General features: G+C 59.0%; 13 protein-coding genes. 5 read left to right on the top strand and 8 right to left on the bottom strand.

The window, feature by feature from the left end; all coding sequences use genetic code 11:
- Positions 1–146 precede the first annotated feature (146 nt).
- The gene (acnA, locus tag A3EC_RS0104660) at positions 147–2942 is read left to right on the top strand and encodes an aconitate hydratase AcnA (protein WP_018024013.1); all 2796 of its coding nucleotides are present in this window, start codon (positions 147–149) and stop codon (positions 2940–2942) included.
- A gap of 130 nt (positions 2943–3072) precedes the next feature.
- On the opposite strand, the gene A3EC_RS0104655 is transcribed toward acnA, so the two are convergent.
- Positions 3073–3552, bottom strand: a complete 480-nt coding sequence (locus A3EC_RS0104655; RefSeq protein ID WP_040427921.1) for an Lrp/AsnC family transcriptional regulator — start codon at positions 3550–3552, stop codon at positions 3073–3075.
- A gap of 229 nt (positions 3553–3781) precedes the next feature.
- Between A3EC_RS0104655 and A3EC_RS0104650 the strand changes: the two genes are divergently transcribed.
- Together A3EC_RS0104650 and A3EC_RS0104645 are read left to right on the top strand one after the other, a co-directional pair.
- Positions 3782–7297 (top strand): indolepyruvate ferredoxin oxidoreductase family protein, encoded by a 3516-nt coding sequence (locus A3EC_RS0104650; RefSeq protein WP_018024011.1) that lies wholly within the window; start codon positions 3782–3784, stop codon positions 7295–7297.
- Between the two features lie 44 nt (positions 7298–7341).
- A complete protein-coding gene (locus A3EC_RS0104645) occupies positions 7342–8100 on the top strand; it encodes a glutamine amidotransferase-related protein (protein ID WP_026162217.1) in 759 nt (252 codons plus the stop codon).
- Between the two features lie 25 nt (positions 8101–8125).
- On the opposite strand, the gene A3EC_RS0104640 is transcribed toward A3EC_RS0104645, so the two are convergent.
- Together A3EC_RS0104640 and A3EC_RS0104635 are read right to left on the bottom strand one after the other, a co-directional pair.
- Complete coding sequence (locus tag A3EC_RS0104640) at positions 8126–9379, bottom strand: cutinase family protein (protein ID WP_040427919.1); 1254 nt, start codon at positions 9377–9379, stop codon at positions 8126–8128.
- The gene (locus tag A3EC_RS0104635; protein WP_018024008.1) at positions 9376–11004 is read right to left on the bottom strand and encodes an ABC-F family ATP-binding cassette domain-containing protein; all 1629 of its coding nucleotides are present in this window, start codon (positions 11002–11004) and stop codon (positions 9376–9378) included. The genes A3EC_RS0104640 and A3EC_RS0104635 overlap by 4 nt, the downstream gene beginning before the upstream one ends.
- A 124-nt stretch (positions 11005–11128) precedes the next feature.
- Between A3EC_RS0104635 and A3EC_RS0104630 the strand changes: the two genes are divergently transcribed.
- Positions 11129–12268: a lycopene cyclase family protein gene (locus tag A3EC_RS0104630; RefSeq protein ID WP_083879944.1), complete on the top strand. Its 1140-nt coding sequence runs from the start codon at positions 11129–11131 to the stop codon at positions 12266–12268.
- A gap of 238 nt (positions 12269–12506) precedes the next feature.
- A complete protein-coding gene (locus tag A3EC_RS0104625; protein ID WP_018024006.1) occupies positions 12507–13973 on the top strand; it encodes an amino acid permease in 1467 nt (488 codons plus the stop codon).
- 105 nt (positions 13974–14078) lie between these two features.
- Here the strand turns inward: A3EC_RS0104625 and A3EC_RS0104620 are convergent, their stop codons facing one another.
- Genes A3EC_RS0104620 through sufD form a run of 5 tightly spaced genes read right to left on the bottom strand, consistent with a single transcriptional unit; the run spans position 14079 to position 18271 of the window.
- Positions 14079–14525 (bottom strand): metal-sulfur cluster assembly factor, encoded by a 447-nt coding sequence (locus A3EC_RS0104620; protein WP_018024005.1) that lies wholly within the window; start codon positions 14523–14525, stop codon positions 14079–14081.
- Positions 14518–14982 (bottom strand): Fe-S cluster assembly sulfur transfer protein SufU, encoded by a 465-nt coding sequence (sufU, locus tag A3EC_RS0104615; RefSeq protein ID WP_026162216.1) that lies wholly within the window; start codon positions 14980–14982, stop codon positions 14518–14520. The genes A3EC_RS0104620 and sufU overlap by 8 nt, the downstream gene beginning before the upstream one ends.
- A 30-nt stretch (positions 14983–15012) precedes the next feature.
- Entirely contained in the window at positions 15013–16281 is a 1269-nt protein-coding gene (locus A3EC_RS0104610; protein WP_018024003.1) for a cysteine desulfurase, read from the bottom strand.
- On the bottom strand, positions 16281–17048 hold the full coding sequence (gene sufC, locus A3EC_RS0104605; protein ID WP_018024002.1) for a Fe-S cluster assembly ATPase SufC: 768 nt from the start codon (positions 17046–17048) through the stop codon (positions 16281–16283). The genes A3EC_RS0104610 and sufC overlap by 1 nt, the downstream gene beginning before the upstream one ends.
- A 50-nt stretch (positions 17049–17098) precedes the next feature.
- Positions 17099–18271 carry a Fe-S cluster assembly protein SufD gene (gene sufD / locus A3EC_RS0104600; RefSeq protein ID WP_018024001.1) on the bottom strand — a complete coding sequence of 391 codons (1173 nt, stop codon included), beginning with the start codon at positions 18269–18271 and terminating at the stop codon, positions 17099–17101.
- Positions 18272–18276 lie beyond the last annotated feature (5 nt).

The raw sequence follows: 18276 nt of genomic DNA, 5'->3' as shown, positions 1-18276 counted from the left end.
TGACAGCCGTTACTTTGGTGTCCCTTGGGGACTGGTAGCATCTTATAGGAACGCCATGCGCTGACTGTGCAGGTGCGTGACGGTGTGTGGGCACGTCTGTGTCTCGCGCTGATAAACCCCAGGTATCAACTTTTACGGAGCTGACTGTGACTGAAAGCAAGAACTCCTTCAATGCAAAGAACACCCTCAAGGTCGGAGATAAGGAATACACCATCTTCCGCCTTGACGCTGTTCCGGGCATGGAGAAGCTGCCATATTCCTTGAAGGTTCTCGGCGAGAACCTCCTGCGTAACGAGGACGGCGCGAACATCACCGCCGACCACATCAACGCCATCGCCAACTGGGATGCTTCCGCTGATCCTTCTATCGAGATTCAGTTCACCCCAGCCCGCGTGATTATGCAGGACTTCACCGGTGTTGCTTGTGTCGTTGACCTTGCAACCATGCGTGAGGCAGTGAAGACCCTGGGCGGCAACCCAGACCGCGTGAACCCACTGAACCCAGCTGAAATGGTTATTGACCACTCGGTCATCATTGAAGCATTCGGTGATTCCGAAGCATTCGAGAAGAACGTCGAAATCGAGTACCAGCGCAACGACGAGCGTTACCGCTTCCTGCGTTGGGGCACTGGTGCATTCTCCAACTTCCGCGTTGTGCCTCCAGGAACCGGGATCGTCCACCAGGTCAACATCGAATACCTGGCTCGCACCGTCTTCGACAACGACGGCGTCGCATACCCAGACACCTGTGTCGGTACCGACTCCCACACCACCATGCAGAACGGCCTGGGCATCCTGGGCTGGGGCGTTGGCGGTATTGAAGCTGAAGCAGCAATGCTGGGCCAGCCGATCTCCATGCTCATCCCACGCGTTGTTGGCTTCAAGCTGACCGGCGACATCCCAGCTGGCGTCACCGCAACCGACGTGGTGCTGACCATTACCGACATGCTGCGTAAGCACGGCGTTGTCGGCAAGTTCGTCGAATTCTACGGCGCTGGCGTTGCCAAGCTGCCACTGGCTAACCGTGCAACCATCGGTAACATGTCGCCAGAATTCGGTTCCACCGCTGCGATGTTCCCAATCGACGAAGAGACCATCAAGTACCTGCGTCTGACTGGCCGCGACGAAGAGAAGCTGGCACTGGTCGAGGCATACGCCAAGGAACAGGGCATGTGGCTGGATCCAGAGAACCCTGCAGAGCCAGAGTTCTCCGAGTACCTCGAGCTGGACCTGTCCACCGTGGTTCCTTCCATCGCTGGTCCAAAGCGTCCACAGGACCGCATCGAGCTGTCCGACTCCAAGGAAACCTTCCGCAAGGACCTGCACAACTACGCCAAGGGCAACAACGCAGACCTGCAGGACTTCGTCGCTGAAGGCGGCAACCCAGGCTCCCTGGTTACCCCTGCGGTTGAAGATGCGAACGGTGTCCCTTCCCTGGCAGAAGGCGCTGCTGGCCGCCCAACCTCCCCAGTGAAGGTCAACTACAAGGGTCAGGACATGATCCTTGACCACGGTATGGTTGCCATCGCTTCCATTACCTCTTGCACCAACACCTCGAACCCATCTGTGATGCTGGGTGCCGGCCTGCTGGCACGCAACGCCAACAAGCTGGGTCTGAAGTCCAAACCATGGGTGAAGACCTCTATGGCTCCAGGTTCCCAGGTCGTCACCGGCTACTACAACGCTGCTGGCCTGTGGGAAGACCTGGAGGCACTGGGCTTCTACCTCGTCGGCTACGGCTGCACCACCTGTATCGGCAACTCCGGCCCACTGCCAGAGGAAATCTCCGCAGGCATCAACGAAGCTGACCTGGCTGCAACCGCAGTTCTGTCCGGTAACCGTAACTTCGAAGGCCGCATTAACCCAGACATCAAGATGAACTACTTGGCGTCTCCAATGCTGGTTATTGCATACGCAATCGCCGGTACCATGGACTTCGACTTCGAAACCCAGCCACTGGGCCAGGACCAGAACGGCAACGATGTCTTCCTGAAGGACATCTGGCCATCCACCGAGGAGATCCAGCAGACCATCGAGTCCGCTATCACCGCGGAACTGTACGAAGAGGACTACAAGGACGTCTTCGCTGGCGACTCCCGCTGGCAGTCCCTGCCGACCCCAGAAGGCAAGACCTTCGCGTGGGACGAGAAGTCTTCCTACATCCGTAAGGCTCCTTACTTTGACGAGATGGAAATGGAACCAGCACCGGTCAAGGACATTGACGGCGCACGCGTTCTGGCGCTGCTGGGCGACTCGGTCACCACTGACCACATCTCCCCTGCTTCCTCCATCAAGCCGGGCACCCCAGCTGCTCAGTACCTGGACTCGATGGGCGTTGAGCGCAAGGACTACAACTCCCTGGGTGCACGTCGTGGTAACCACGAAGTGATGGTTCGCGGTACCTTCGCGAACATCCGCCTGCAGAACCAGCTCCTGGACGGCATCACCGGTGGCTACACCCGTGACTTCACCCAGGAAGGTGCACCACAGGCCTTCATCTACGACGCTGCTCAGAACTACAAGGCTGCCGGTACCCCACTGGTCGTCCTGGGTGGTAAGGAATACGGCACCGGTTCTTCCCGTGACTGGGCTGCAAAGGGCACCCTGCTGCTGGGCGTCAAGGCTGTTATCGCTGAGTCCTTCGAGCGTATTCACCGTTCGAACCTCATCGGCATGGGCGTTATCCCACTGCAGTTCCCAGAAGGTGAGTCCTGGAAGTCCCTGGGCATCGACGGCTCCGAGACCTTCGACTTCGAAGGCATCGAGGAACTGAACAACGGCTCTACCCCTAAGACCGTTAAGGTGACCGCTACCAAGGCTGACGGCTCGAAGATCGAATTCGACGCTGTCACCCGTATCGACACCCCAGGTGAGGCTGACTACTACCGCCACGGCGGCATCCTGCAGTACGTGCTGCGCAACATGCTCGCTGGCGAAAAGTAAGCCACGCCCGACCACTAGGTCGGCTGCGCTAGTCGCTGGCTGAGCACTGAGCTTAGCCTTCGCCTAGCACCGATTGAGCGCTCTACCTCCCCAGGTAGGGCGCTTTTTCGTATGGCTCGACTTAACCGGCCTAGACTTCCCCACGCACATGCCGCAGCAACGGCAAGGTACGATTCGGGATGCGGTGACGCAGCACAATTTCCGTTCGCATGCGAGCCACGCCTTCGATTGCCAGAATGGCCTGGCAAATGTCTTCCAAGTGGGTGTGGTCCTTAGCGACGATGCGGCACGACATGTCATCAGCGCCTGCAACCGAATCAGCGCGGATGACGAAGGGGATTTCAGCTAGCCGCGCTGTGACCCGATTAAGATCGGTCTGCCGCAAAGTCAGATGCACATTGGCATTGAGCGGGAACCCGAGCTCGGCAGGGTCAAGCTCCGGGGCAAAGTTGGTGACCACTCCCCGCTCGACGAGTTTGTCCAGTCGGCTCTGCGTCGTTCCGCGAGCTACGCCCAACCGACGAGAGTATTCTCGTACCCCAGCTTTCGGTTCGGTTACGAGCAACGTCAACAGGTCAATGTCTAGTTTGTCCACCGGATGTCCTTTCATCTCGAATTCCACTGCACCGTCGCTGCCTGGTGGTGGCGGTCCATCGGTACAGTCTGACGGTCGTTTGCGCCATCACGCTGCACAGCTGGTGTTATTTTTGCTGACCATACTATTCGTGAGTTTCCTCATACTCTACAGTGTGATGCACCGCACATGAAGTGTGTTGTGAAAGCTGCACCACAGGTTTCACTGCGTACTTCGCTAACTACGAGTCAATGAGGTGACCACCATGACCACCATGCTGAACCCGAGCAGCCGGGAAGAAAATCGCGCAACCACCCGCGCTACAAAGCCCGCTGCCACCAACCTCATCGAGGAACGGCTCACCGACGACCGTGGTGCAGTCCAGCTCACCGGCATCCAAGCCTTGGTTCGCATGATCCGAGACCGTGCCCTCTCCGATCGAGCCCGCGGCCTGAATACCGCCAGCTACGTATCCGGATACGAGGGCTCGCCATTGGCTGGCTACGACCTCGAACTTGCTCGTCGAAAAGCTCTCTTGGAATCTCTGCACATCCGCCACGAACCGGCAGTCAATGAGGAACTGGCAACAACCGCGGTACAGGGCAGCCAACTGGCAGCTGCCACCGCAACCTTGCGCGACGGCATCGATGGCGTCGTCGGCTACTGGTACGGAAAAGCACCTGGACTTGACCGTGCAGCCGATGCTTTTCGCCACGCAAACCTCGCTGGCACCCACGGCACCGGCGGCGCAGTAGCGATCGTCGGGGACGACCCGACCGCAAAGTCCTCCTCCGTCCCCTGCTCATCAGAAGGCCTGCTTGCAGACCTCGGCATGCCGACTCTAGTGCCAGCGGACTCTGCCGAAACCCTGAAAATGGGCATCCATGCAGCATGGATGTCCCGCCACTGCGGGCTGTGGACAGCGCTTCGAGTCACCGCTGAAGTCGCCGACGGCAACTCCACGGTGTACCTCGACGGTTCGCCGGTGGCTCCCGCGCCACTGTCGTCAGACCAGGCACATCAACCAGATTCCCGAACACTCGGTCCGACACTGCACAAGCTAGAAGCTAGCCGCGTTGGTATCCGCCGCCAGCGTGCCCTTGACTACTGTCGCGACCACGGAATTAACCGGGTGCTGCACGAATCCCCAGCCAACAAAGTCGGCATTATTGTCTCCGGCGCGCCGGCGCTGCATGTCGAACAAGCTCTGCGTACCGCCAACGTCGGCGCCGAAGGTGACGAACAAGTACGAGTGCTGCGCCTGGGGATGATTTGGCCGCTTGATGCCGAACTGGTTGCCGAGTTTGCCGAAGGTCTCGATGCCATCCTTGTGGTGGAAGAAAAAGGTACCTTCATCTACGACAGCGTGCGCGCTGCCCTCTACGACGCCTTCTATCAAGCTGCGCACCGCCCAGAAGTCACCCTTGCTGCCAAACCGCAGGAAGGCATCGCGAAGTTCCTCACTAGCAATGACATCGCGCATGAACTTCCGGCGAAGGTTGCGCGCGGGCCACGTCCGTTGACCCTCAACGTTTCAGCGCGCACCCCACATTTTTGCTCCGGTTGTCCGCACAATGCTTCCACCCGTGCTTCGTCAGACAGCTTGGTCAGCGGCGGTATCGGCTGCCACGCCATGGTTCTGATGATGGATACCGACCGTGTCGGTTCGGTTACCGGCGTCGCGCAGATGGGCGGCGAAGGTGGCCATTGGATCGGAATGAACCAGTTTGTCAAGGAAGGACACTTGATTCAAAACCTGGGTGACGGTACCTTCCTGCACTCCGGTTCCCTCGCTATCCGCGCACTCGTCGCGGCAGATGCCAACATCACCGTCAAACTGCTGCACAACGGCACCGTCGCGATGACCGGTGGCCAAGACCCAGTCGGTGGCCAGCCACTTGCTGGTCTCATTCGAATTCTGCAGGCTGAAAACGTCGCCCGCATTGTCGTCACCACTGACGACGTGCGCCGCACCAAACGCGAACTCACCCGAGGCGCCAACACACTTCGCGGCAGCAGTAGCCTGCGCGGCGTTGAGGTCCGTGACCGTAGCGAACTCGGCGCCGTTCAAGAAGAACTAGCGAAGGTACCCGGTGTCACCATCTTGGTGCACGACCAGGCCTGCGCCACCGAACTGCGCCGCGCCCGCAAACGCGGCAAGGCACCAACGCCAGAAGCCAAAGTCGTCATCAACGAACGAATCTGTGAAGGTTGCGGCGACTGCGGTGAGAAGTCTGGTTGCCTGTCCGTCCAGCCCGTCGATACCGAATTCGGCCGCAAGACGCGTATTGACCAGACGTCCTGCAACCTGGACTACTCCTGCCTGAAGGGCGACTGCCCAGCGTTCACTCTGGTCACTCCGGATGTTGAAGGCGCCAAGGCACTGAAGCGTCAGCTCAGTGAACGCGCCATCGCCGAGCTCGCCGACCTCGACATCCCAGCACCGGAACCTGCCGACCTCACCGACGACACCAGCTGGAACGTCCGCGTCACCGGTGTCGGCGGCACAGGCGTGGTCACGCTCTCGGCTGTCATTGCCACCGCCGCACGTCTGGATGGGCGCTTCGTTCGCGGACTCGATATGACTGGTCTGGCCCAAAAGGGCGGCGCCGTGGTGTCGGATGTCCGCATTTCCACGGAGCTTATTGACGAACCGAATACCGTCTCACCAGGGCAAGCCGATCTCCTGCTGGCCTGCGATGGGCTCACCACCGCCGACCCGAAGAACCTTGCTGTCATTGCAGCTGACCGCACGACCGCGGTGATTTCTTCTGCCGACAGTCCAACCGGCGTGATGTGCACAGACGTCAAGGCAAGCCGGCCGAATGGTGTGGCACTTGCCGGAGCTATTGGTCGCAGCGCCCGCCGCGCCGTCACCATGGATGCTGCCGACATTTCCCGGAGTCTCTTCGGCGATGCGACGTACCAAACGATGGTGCTGCTGGGGGCTGCTGCCCAAGCTGGCGCGCTACCAATCTCCCCTGAATCCCTCGAGCTAGCCCTGACCGCAAACGGTGTGGCAGTGGATCGAAACATCGCTGCGCTGCGCGCTGGTCGACTGCTAGTTGCGGATGAACATGCGCTGACCGTACTCGTCAATAAGTCCGAAAACGGTGACCAACCTACTGCCCCGACTTGGGCGCTGGACATGGTGACCGGCACTGCGGAACTGGTCGGCGTGCCGGAGCCACAGCAACGGTCGATTGCGCTGCGCATTTCCGAGCTTGCCGAATGGGGCGACATGGAAGATGCGGCGCGCTACCTGGGCGATGTCGCGGTGATTGCGTCGGCGGAGCAGCTGCTGCGTCCGCGGTCGACCGAACTGTTGGAGGCTGCGTCCTTCGGGCTGTACAAACTCACGGCCTACAAGGACGAATATGAGGTTGCCCGACTAGCGCTGGCCAGCGAGTTCGACGATTCTGTCCGCAGTGACTTCGGCGCCGGTGCTGAGGTGAAATTCCAACTGCACCCACCGATGTTGCGCGCCCTGGGAATGGACCGCAAGATTGGCCTTGGTCCAAAGGCTCGGCCGGTGCTGCAGGCACTAGCGAAAATGAAACGACTGCGCGGCACCAAGTTCGACATCTTCGGGATGGGGAAAGTCCGTCGCCTGGAGCGCACCTTGGCCACCGGCTACCGCTCCGAACTGCTGAACCAGGTTCGTCGCATGGATGCGGACAGCTTCGATGATGTGGTGGCATTTGCCCGGATGGCCGATGATGTCCGCGGCTATGAGGACATCAAGATTGCTAACGCACAAGAGCTGCTCGCGCGGATTTAGCTCCTATGCAGCGCATGCGGTAAATTCAGGTGATTACCGCACGCGTGCAAGGGAGTGCTCCAATTACCGAACATAAGCCGTTCCTCCTGCTGACCACCCGCCCCGAGGGCGACATTGCGTATGAGGAATACCTATCTTTCCTGCGGGCAAGTCAGCTGCCCGCAGTGGCACTCCACCATCTGCGACTCGACCTGGAACTGCCAGAACAGCCGGATATTCACAAATACTCCGGCATTATCGTCGGCGGCAGTCCATACAACTTCTCCGACCCTGACAAGTCGCAAACTCAGCTGCAGATTGAAGGGTGGCTGCTGGAGCTGGTCGGACGCTGCCTAGAAGCAGACTTCCCTTTCCTGGGGGCCTGCTACGGGGTGGGGCTACTCGGGTACGTGGGCCGCGGTGTGACCTCCCGGAAGTATGGGGAGCCAGCGGGCGGGATTTACCTGACGAAAACCCCCGACGGTGCGCAGGACCCGATCTTGAACGGTCTGCCAGAGCGCTTCGGCGGCCATGTTGGGCATTTGGAGGCCTGCGAAGTGCTGCCGAAAGAGGCAACGCTGCTGGTTACCGGCGAAAACTGCCGGGTGCAGATGTACCGCTATGGCACATGCGCCTACGCCACACAGTTCCACCCAGAGCTGGATTTGGACGGTTTCCACCGCCGAGTTGTCGCCTATGGCGGCACCTACCACGAGCCGGGCGATGAACTAGAGCTGGTGGCAGTGGCGCGGGAGCGCAATTCCGATCAGGCGCAGCGGGTGCTGCAGAACTTCGTGGAGATTTACCGCACGCCGGTGGCCTAGTCCGGCTCCGGTGGCGTAGTCTGCCCTAGTTCCCAGGCACCGGCGCTGGGGTGCCTTCCACCTGTTGTAAGTGCCGCTGAATCCGCAACGACATACTCCGCGAATCGGTCACCATGATCGTGCCGACACTGCGCAGCGCGCCACTATCCGGTGTCACGGTCACTGAATAGAATCCACGGTCTCGAAATACTGCATCAGTCTGCCCATTGTTGCAGGTCGGTGCGATAATGTCGCCGCTATCTGAGGTGACCTGCACTGGCCCAGCGGTACCGAGCAGGTCACATTCGATGGTGATTGTTCCGCCCTGATTCACCGATTCCGGCATCACCATCGTCGGCCAGGTCGGCTCCTCCGGTACCGGATTTTCGGCGCTGTCGATAATCCAGGACACCAGCTGCTGCACCGTTTCGGCGCGCTCTTTCCTACCTTCGTCGGTGTCTTTGAAGTATTCCGTGTGCGGGTTTGGCCCACCACCCAGCACGGAATCCACCAATGCGGTTCCGGAGAAATCGCAGAACATGTCGTTTTTGCGGCACAGGGACAGTGTGTTGGCGCCCAACAGCTCCGTCGGCGTACCTGGGTGCATGCCCGCAGCGGTGTACAAGCCACGCCCACGGTCACCGGTACCCAGAGTCTGCAGACCGCCGTCCTGGTACGGATACCCCACCATCATCGTTCCGGCGAGCAGCCCCGTTCGATGCAGCGACATCGCCACTGGCGTCACGGCCATCGCGCCTTGCGAGTAGCCACTGAGCAGAAACCGCGGTGATGGGCATTGTTGGTCTGCGGCTTCTTTTCGGTGCTTTTTGACGGAACGAATGAGCTCTAACGTGCCTTTATTCGCGGAGTTTTGGATCCCGGATAGAGCTTCGTAGAGCGGATGCTGCTTTTCGCGCTGCGCAAATGCTTCATCCAGCAGGCCAATGGCGTCGGTCGCGGTGTACTCCAGCGCTTCGATTTTCACTTTCGAGCCGACTTTAGGGTTTTTGTCCAGCTCAGCGCGCAGCTCGGTTTGCACTTCTTTCCAGCGGCCGTAGAGGTCATCGGAGTTAATGACATCAGCGGCGCGAACAGCGCCTTCGTTGCTGCCGCGGGCAAAAATCGCGACGGTGCGGACACAGTTGTCGTTGCTTGGTGCAACGTTGACATCAGCGATGGGGGCAGAGTCAGGGCGTAGCGCGAAGAAGCCGCCAATCAGGCCGACCACTGCGATCAAGACACCGATAACAGCGAATTTTCTCCGAGCCTTGTGCCGCTCCGTGCGACCCCGAAAACTCATGCCAGCTCCACAATCTCCATGTAGTCGTCAGACCAGTGGTCTTCTGTGCCGTCAGGCAGAATGATGACGCGTTCTGGTTCCAGTGCCTGCACGGCTCCAGGGTCGTGCGTCACGAGAACCACAGCACCAGTGTAGGTGCGCAGCGCACCGAGCACCTGTTCCCGCGAGATCGGGTCGAGGTTGTTCGTCGGCTCATCCAGCAGCAGCACATTTGCTCGTGATGAGACCAGCGTAGCAAGCGCCAACCTGGTTTTTTCACCACCGGATAGCGTGCCGGCTGGTTGCTCCAGCTTGTCTCCAGAGAACATGAACGCGCCGAGCAGACTCCGCAGATCCTGCTGGTCTGCGTCTTGGCAGGCACTGATCGTGTTTTCCCAGACCGTTGCATCTGGGTCGATGGTGTCATGTTCCTGGGCAAAGTAGCCGATGCGCAGGCCGTGTCCGGTGACAATGCCGCCTTCACCATCGGTGCGCTCTACCCCAGCCAAGAGTTTGAGCAGCGTTGTCTTACCTGCACCGTTGAACCCGAGCACCACCACCCGCGATCCCTTGTCAATTGCTAGGTCCACACCCGCGAACACTTCGAGTGAGCCGTACATCTTCGTCAGTCCCTTGGCGAAAAGTGGCGTCTTTCCGCATGGCGCGGGCTCTGGGAAGGAGATGTGGGCAACCTTATCGTCAATACGCACCTCATCGAGGTTGTCCATCAATCGGTCGGCGCGCGCGAGCATCTGTTTGGCGGCTTTCGCCTTGTTTGCCTTGGCGCCGAACTTGGCGGCCTGCTGTTTCAGTGCGCTTGCCTTCTTCTCGGCGTTGGCACGTTCGGAGCGGCGGCGGGCCTCGTCGGTAGCGCGGGCATCGAGGTACTTCTTCCACGTCATGTTGTAGACGTCAGCTTCAGCGCGCACCGCGTCAAGGAACCAGACTTTATTACAGACCGCTTCGAGCAGCTCCACGTCGTGGCTAATCATGATGAGGCCGCCTTCGTGCTTAGACAGGAAGGTGCGCAGCCATGAAATCGAATCGGCATCCAGATGGTTGGTTGGCTCGTCCAACAGCAAGGTGGTGGCCGACTTGCCGGATCCGGCGGTGGCAGCAAAGAGAATTTGTGCCAGTTCGACACGGCGGCGCTGACCACCGGAAAGCGTGTCCAGGGTCTGATCAAGGATCCGCTCCGGCAACCCCAGACTGTCGCAAATCCGCGCAGCCTCCGAGTCTGCTTCATACCCGCCGAGGCTGTGGTATCGCTCCTCCAGTCGCGCATATTTCTTCACCGCCGACTCCATTTGGGCCGGAGTGCCGGACTCCATCAGTTCCTGTTGCCGTTCCATGGACGAGCGAATCTGGTCCAGGCCACGAGCTGACAGCACGCGGTCACGCGCAGTTTGATGGATGTCGCCTTCTTTGGAGTCCTGTGGCAGGTAACCAATTTCACCGCTGCGGACCACTTTGCCGCCGTATGGTTCGGTCTCCCCGGACAAAATACGCATGGTGGTGGTTTTACCGGCACCATTGCGCCCAACTAGACCAATTCGGTCGCCGGGCTGCACGCGCAGATGCTCCCCGGGAGCGGAAAGCAGGGTGCGGGCGCCGACGCGGACTTCAAGGTCTTGGGTAACAATCACGGAAAGCGATGCTACCAGTGTCGCAAGACATGAAGTAAACAGGAATGCAGCGGGTTGTTCGAATGGAAACAGCCGCGCCGATATCCGAACTTCAAGCCGAACTCCAACCGGAAGGTGGTGCAGAATGCGCAGACAGTTGCACATCGTTGGCTTAGGTCCGGCAGGAATCCTCGCAGCCCACCGTGCTGCATCTCGCCCCTCAATGAGCGACCTGCATATCGTTGGCTGGGATCCGGAGGGGCCCAACCTCAAAGGCACGCTCTGCTGCTTTCAGAGGCAGCTGCCAACGTGGTTTCCCGACGCCGCCATCGCTCAGCGCTGCACAGTTAGCGTTGAGTTTGATTCCGGGCGGTTGGTGCTTGATGACGATTACCTGGTGATCTCACCGCAGCTGTCGCAGTTGCTCGGAGGCTACGAAGTACGGCAGGAGCGATGGCCTGATGCGCCTGATGGGGAAACAGTGGACACGCCAGTGCTGTGTTGCATGCCCCGAACGAAGCCGATGACGGCGCGCCAGTTCGCGATTGGTGTCATCATTCCAGAAGATGCGCTGCCGAGGAAGCATCGCTACCCAGTGATGATGGACTGGACAGCACCCGAATTCGCCGATGCTGCTGCTTCCGACGATGAAGTGGCTGCAACGTTTAGCTACCGCATTCCGGTGGGCAATGGGCAATGGCTTATTCAAGAGACAGTGTTAGCGACGGAAAAGCCTTGGGCTGAAGTTTTGCCGTACTTAGAAGCACAGTTAGCCGCACGCCTGCAGAAGCTCGACGTTGACGGTGCGCAGCAACCCTGGCCGCGAGAAGTTGTCGACTTTCCGCTTGGACCGGAACACGTAGTCAATTCGGCGGCGGTGTTCAGTTCCCAGCATGGTTGGATGCACCCAGCGACCGGATACTCCTTTGGTGCGCTTGCTGAAGATGTGGACCGAATGCTCGATGAGTTCATCGGTCGGCTGGGCGGAGTTGCGGTCAATGGCGCACGAGGCCAGACACGTCGCAAAGGACTGCGCCCACTGTCCCGAGTGCTGACGGAACGATTGCATCGGATTGGGTTGGCGCTGCTGTTGTCCCTCTCCCCTGTTCAAACGCGCCAATTCTTTGAGTGCTTCTTTGCGTTAGGGCCAGATGTTGTCCGCAATTATATGATTACTACCGACCCAACTATGACGGCGAAACTGATGTTCCGGCTGTGGCTGCGGTTGTTGATGAAACATCCAGAACTGGCGTGGAAATGTGTACGCGCGGCGTGTGGATTCTAGGAAAACGCATGTTATCGGGTTAAGATAGTGGGGTTCACCAACAGTTATTGAGTGATGGCGGTGCGTCACATGCGCCTCAGGACATTGAGAAACGCCTGGTAAACCCAGATTTTCATCCCTTGCCACGCCGACAATACTGTTGAGCTTTTAAGTGCAACCGAAGCGGACACATCCAACCCGTGACGGTCATTTAATAGCGCAACTTTTACTTTTTGACCTCACCAAGGAGTTCAATTCAATGGCAACTACGACTGCCACAGGTGCGGAGGGCACCAGAAAACTGCGCCGTAACCTCAAGGCGCGCCACCTCAACATGATCGCTATTGGCGGTGCCATTGGTACCGGCCTCTTCGTCGCCTCCGGTGAAACCATCGCTGAAGCAGGACCAGGTGGCGCACTGACCGCCTACGCCCTCATCGGCATCATGGTGTGGCTAGTTATGCAGTCACTTGGCGAAATGTCCGCCTACCTACCAGTGGCGGGGTCCTTTCAGGAGTACGGTACTCGCTTCGTCTCCCCGTCCTTCGGTTTCGCGATGGGCTGGAACTACTGGTTCAACTGGGCAATTACCGTCGCCGCCGAGCTGGTTGCCGCCGCCTTGGTGATGAAGTATTGGTTCCCAGAAGTAGATTCCATTGTTTGGTCCGCAGGGTTCCTAGCGATCTTGTTCACCATCAACGCACTGTCGGTGCGTGCCTTCGGTGAAGGTGAATTCTGGTTCGCCGCCATCAAGGTAATTACCGTCGTAGTGTTCCTCATCCTCGGTGTCGCCATGATCTTCGGCATCATGGGCGGCGAAATGACCTCCGGCGAGAACTGGACTACCGGCGACGCTCCATTCGTTGGCGGCGGTATGGGTATCCTCGCGGTGTTCATTGTGGCGGGGTACTCCTTCCAAGGTACCGAGCTGGTGGGTATTGCCGCAGGTGAAGCAGAGAACCCAGAGAAGACCCTGCCGCGCGCGATCCGCACCATTTTCTGGCGCATCATGCTCTTCTACATCGGCGCAATCGCCATCATCGGCTTCCTCATTCCATACACCGACCCGAACCTGCTGCGCGCTTCTGAAGAGAACATTGCAGTCTCGCCATTTACCTTGGTCTTCGACCGCGCAGGCATTGCCCTTGCTGCTGGACTGATGAACGCCGTCATTTTGACCTCTGTGTTGTCGGCCGGTAACTCTGGTCTATTCGCGTCGACTCGTATGCTGTACTCGCTAGCCAACAACGGTGACGCACCGAAGTTCTTGGGCAAGCTATCCAAGCACCATGTGCCAATGAACGCGCTCTACGCCACCACTGCTGTCGGTATGGCGGGCTTCATCACCTCCCTGGTTGGTGATGGCGCTGCCTACACCTTCCTGCTGACGCTGTCTGCATTGGCGGGCTTCATTACCTGGATGGGTATCTCCTGGTCGCACTATAAGTTCCGTGCCGCGCTGAAAGCTCAGAATAAGAGCTTGGATGAGCTGCCATACCGGGCGAAATTCTTCCCACTTGGTGCAGTCATTGCGCTGGTGCTCTGCTTCGGTGTTGTCATCGGTCAGGCTTACGGCCCAATCGTGAACCAAGAAAACATGTTTGCGATTTTGTCCCCTTACCTGGGCATCCCAGTGTTCTTGGCCCTGTGGTTCGGCCACAAGATGGTGAAGAAGACTAAGGGAGTTGACCCAGCACACGCTGACCTATCCCGGGTCGTCGACTAAGATCCACGCGCTGCTGCAGCGCGTGCCATCCATAACAGTGCATAGAAAAGCGGGAGGAATCATGACGATTCCTCCCGCTTTTGCGTGCAGATCAGTGTGTGATGCCTACACGTTGAAGCCGATAGCGCGCAGCTGCTCGCGGCCTTCTTCGCTAATCATGTGTGGGCCCCAAGGCGGGATCCAGACCCAGTTCAGCTCGTGGTCCTGGTACCAGTCCAAGTCAGCAATGACCGACTGAATCTGGTCTTCCAGCATGTCGGTCAGCGGACACGCTGGCGACGTCAAGGTCATGTTAATGACCACGTGATTCGCGTTTTCAATCCAGATGTCGTAAATCAGACCCAAGTCCACGACGTTAATACCCAGCTCTGGGTCGATAACGTCGAAAAGCCGGTCTTCAACCTGGATGGCCTTCTGCTCATCTTCTGGAGACTGCTCAGGACGTTCACGCGGCTCATCAGCGTTGTCCTTCGCGCCCTCCAAAATCTCGTCAACAGGCCCAGTGGTGGCTTCGGTAGTGCTCTTGTCAGTGGTTTCGTTTGGCTCAGTCATCGGAACCATTCTCCTTCTTCGTCAACGCTTCCGAGCTCGCAGCTTGAAACGCCTTCCATCCCAGCAGCGCACACTTGACGCGTGCTGGGTACTGCGACACGCCCGAAAAGGCGACGCCATCGCCGATGATGTCCTCATCACCAGTTTCTTTGCCGCGAGAAGTAATCATCTTCTCAAACTCGGCCAGCTTCTGCATCGCAACGTCCAGCGGCTGCCCAACAATCTCCTCCGCCATCACCGACGTCGAAGCTTGCGAAATAGAGCAACCGTGTGCGTCATATGAAATATCGTCAACGGTCTTGCCGTCTTCCGACAAGTGGATCCGCAGCGTCAGCTCGTCGCCGCAAGTCGGATTGACATGGTGCACTTCCGCGTCAAAGTCCTCCCGCAGTCCGCTGTGCTGGGGATTGCGGTAGTGATCCAGGATCACTTCCTGGTACATCGCTTCGAGTCTCACCGCCGCTTCACCAACCTTTCTTCATAGTTTCTACAGTCCGAAAAATTCCTGCGCCCGACGGATACCCGCCACCAGCGCATCAATCTCTTCCGGCGTGTTGTACAGATAGAACGATGCTCGAGCAGTCGACTGCGCCTTCATCGCCCGGTGCAGCGGCCACGCGCAGTGGTGCCCCACGCGAATAGCTACGCCATCGTCATCAAGCACCTGGCTCAAGTCGTGCGGGTGGACACCGTCCACGTCGAAGGACACTGCGCCGCCGCGCATCACCGTGTTCGTTGGGCCGATAATCCGCAGACCTTCGATCTCCTGCAGCTTCTCCAGCGCCAACGCAGTCAACGTGCGCTCATGCGCTGCAATCTTGTCCATGCCAATGTCGCGTAGGTACCGAACTGCCGCCCCGAGTCCCACGACCTGCGTGTTCATCATGGTGCCTGCTTCAAAGCGTTGCGGCACCTCAGCGAAAGTCGTCTTCTCCATGGTCACGGTCGCAATCATGGAGCCACCGGTTAAGAACGGAGGCAATTTCGTCAATACGCTCATTTTGCCGTACAACACACCAACGCCGGTCGGACCGCACATCTTGTGTCCGGAAAACGCGGCGAAGTCCACGTCCAACGCCTTAAAGTCCACCGGCATATGTGGCACGGACTGGCAGGCATCCAGCACCACCAACGCACCAACAGCGCGGGCACGACGCACCACTACCGGCACATCAGTTACAGCGCCGGTGACATTCGACTGATGAGTCACGGCGACAACCTTGGTGTTCTCACTGAGCTCCAGCGAGTCCAGGTCAATGCGGCCGTCATCAGTCAGGCTGTACCAACGCAGGGTGGCACCCGTGCGGGCACACAGTTCCTGCCATGGCACCAAGTTGGCGTGGTGTTCCAGCTCAGAGATGACAACCTCGTCGCCTTCACCAACGGCCAAATCGCCGGAGCGTGGGTCGCCCAACGCAAAAGCGACAGTGTTCAGCGCCTCGGTGGCATTCTTCGTGAACACCAGCTCGTCGTACTCAGCGCCGACGAACTCGGCGATATCTGCACGAGCGTTTTCATACGCCGCGGTGGCGTCCTCCGTCAGGGAGTAGGCACCACGGTGCACCGGCGCATTCGACTGGTAGATGAAGTCAGTTTCAGCTTCTACCACCTGTTTTGGCCGTTGCGATGTGGCTCCGGAGTCCAGGTAAGTCAGCGGGCTGTCGTTGCGCACCCGCCGCGACAGGATTGGGAAATCCTCCCGCAGCTTTGGGTCCAGCAGGAAGCCCGTTCCTGCGCCAGTTGCTTCGTCAGTCATTAAGCGTTCGCCCCAAGGAATGGTTCGTAGCCTTCAGTTTCCAGCTTGTCGGCGAGCTCTGGGCCACCGGAGGTGACAATCTTGCCGTCGGCAAAAACGTGGACGAAGTCAGGCTTGACGTAGTTCAGGATGCGCTTGTAGTGGGTAACCATCAGGATGCCGCCGTTGGATTCTTCCTGGTAGCGGTTGATGCCTTCCGACACGATGCGCAGCGCGTCGACGTCCAGGCCGGAGTCAGTTTCATCCAGCACCGCGAACTTTGGCTGCAGCAGGTCTAGCTGCAGGATTTCGTGGCGCTTCTTCTCACCACCGGAGAAACCTTCGTTGACCGAACGCTCGGAGAACTTCGAGTCAATCTTCAGGTCGTCCATCGCTTCGCGGACTTCCTTGACCCAGGTACGCAGCTTTGGTGCTTCGCCGCGGACTGCGGAGGCAGAGGTACGCAGGAAGTTGGACATGGATACGCCCGGAATCTCCACTGGGTACTGCATAGCCAGGAACAGGCCGGCGCGGGCACGTTCATCAACGCTCATCTCGAGGACGGATTCGCCGTCGAGGAGGATGTCACCGGAGGTGATTTCGTAACGTGGGTGGCCGGCGATGGTGTATGACAGAGTCGACTTGCCGGAACCATTCGGTCCCATGATGGCGTGGGTTTCACCGGACTTAATGGTCAGGTTAACGCCCTTCAGAATTTCGGTTGGCGCTTCGTCTTCGTTAGTTGGCAGGACCTGTGCGTGCAGGTCTTTGATTTCAAGGGTGCTCATGTGCAGTGGTCTCTTTCGTTTCGCTGTGTCCGTATGTACGCCAGTGCGCGTTACGCCAATCCGGCGATGGTGAGTTCTTCGGCTACGCGTGCCTGGAGGCGTTCGCGGACAGATTCGACTGGGATGCGGTTGATGACTTCATTGAAGAAGCCGTGGATGATCAGGCTGCGGGCAGCCTTTTCTGGGATACCGCGGCTCATCAGGTAGAACAGGTGCTCGTCGTCGAAGTGACCGGTGGTCGATGCGTGACCGGCGCCTGCGATTTCACCGGTTTCGATTTCCAGGTTTGGCACGGAGTCTGCGCGGGCGCCGTCACCGATAATCAGGTTACGGTTCAGCTCGTAGGTGTCGGTGCCTTGCGCTTCTGCGCGGATCAGGACATCGCCGACCCATGCGGTGCGTGCTTCTGGCAGGCCAGATTCTGGGTCGCCCTGCAGTGCGCCCTTGTACATGACGTTGGAGCGGCAGTTTGGCTGCGCGTGGTCAACCAACAGGCGCTGTTCGAAGTACTGGCCAGCGTCGGCGAAGTACACACCGGTCAGCTCAGCGTCGCCGCCTGGACCGTCGTAGCGCACTCGTGGCACCACACGAACCAGGTCACCAGCGAAGCAGGCCAGCGCGTGACGCAAGGTGGCATCGCGGCCGAGGCGTGCGTGGTGGCCGGCCAGGTGTACAGCGTCACGTGCCCAGTCGGTGTCAATGATGATGTTCAGGCGGGCGTTGTCGCCGACCTTGATTTCCAGGTTGTCGGCGTAGGTGCCGGAGCCCTGGTAGGTCAAGGTGATGGTGGCCTCTGCCCCATCTTGAACATCGATGATGGTGTGGCCGTATGCCACATTGTCTTCACCAGGGCCAGTGATAGTGATGTCAATTGGCTGTTCAATAACAGCGTGCTTATTGACGGTTACCACCGTTGCGCTGGTGAAAGAGGACCATGCTTGGGCAGCAATGCGGTCGACTGGCTTGCCTGCCAGCCCGATGCGGCTGTCGTCGCGGCCAACGGTTTCAGCGGTGGCGTCTCCACCGTCTGGGATAACAACGTCCGTGGTAGCGGCGACTGGCGCTGGGGCCGAGCCGTCGTGGAGGCCACGGAGACGTCGCAGGGAAACGAAACGCCAGACTTCATCTTTGCCGCGTGGGACGGCGAAGTCGGCTACATCGTAGGAAGCGAAAATGTCGCCCTTGGTGTTGTGCACGCGTGCGGTGTTTTCGACGGTTGTCATTTTGG

The organism is Corynebacterium ulceribovis DSM 45146 (genome assembly GCF_000372445.1).
GTDB lineage: Bacteria > Actinomycetota > Actinomycetes > Mycobacteriales > Mycobacteriaceae > Corynebacterium > Corynebacterium ulceribovis.
The sequence above is the reverse complement of the archived record's forward strand: the minus strand, read 5'-3'. Positions and strand labels throughout refer to the sequence as shown.

What these genes read in the sequence shown, in the direction of transcription:
- A3EC_RS0104610 (WP_018024003.1), bottom strand. Translation starts at nt 16,281, where the DNA reads ATGACTGACGAAGCAACTGGCGCAGGAACGGGCTTCCTGCTGGACCCA.
- A3EC_RS0104620 (WP_018024005.1), bottom strand. Translation starts at nt 14,525, where the DNA reads ATGACTGAGCCAAACGAAACCACTGACAAGAGCACTACCGAAGCCACC.
- A3EC_RS0104640 (WP_040427919.1), bottom strand. Translation starts at nt 9,379, where the DNA reads ATGAGTTTTCGGGGTCGCACGGAGCGGCACAAGGCTCGGAGAAAATTC.
- A3EC_RS0104625 (WP_018024006.1), top strand. Translation starts at nt 12,507, where the DNA reads ATGGCAACTACGACTGCCACAGGTGCGGAGGGCACCAGAAAACTGCGC.
- sufC (WP_018024002.1), bottom strand. Translation starts at nt 17,048, where the DNA reads ATGAGCACCCTTGAAATCAAAGACCTGCACGCACAGGTCCTGCCAACT.
- A3EC_RS0104630 (WP_083879944.1), top strand. Translation starts at nt 11,129, where the DNA reads ATGCGCAGACAGTTGCACATCGTTGGCTTAGGTCCGGCAGGAATCCTC.
- A3EC_RS0104655 (WP_040427921.1), bottom strand. Translation starts at nt 3,552, where the DNA reads ATGAAAGGACATCCGGTGGACAAACTAGACATTGACCTGTTGACGTTG.
- sufD (WP_018024001.1), bottom strand. Translation starts at nt 18,271, where the DNA reads ATGACAACCGTCGAAAACACCGCACGCGTGCACAACACCAAGGGCGAC.
- A3EC_RS0104650 (WP_018024011.1), top strand. Translation starts at nt 3,782, where the DNA reads ATGACCACCATGCTGAACCCGAGCAGCCGGGAAGAAAATCGCGCAACC.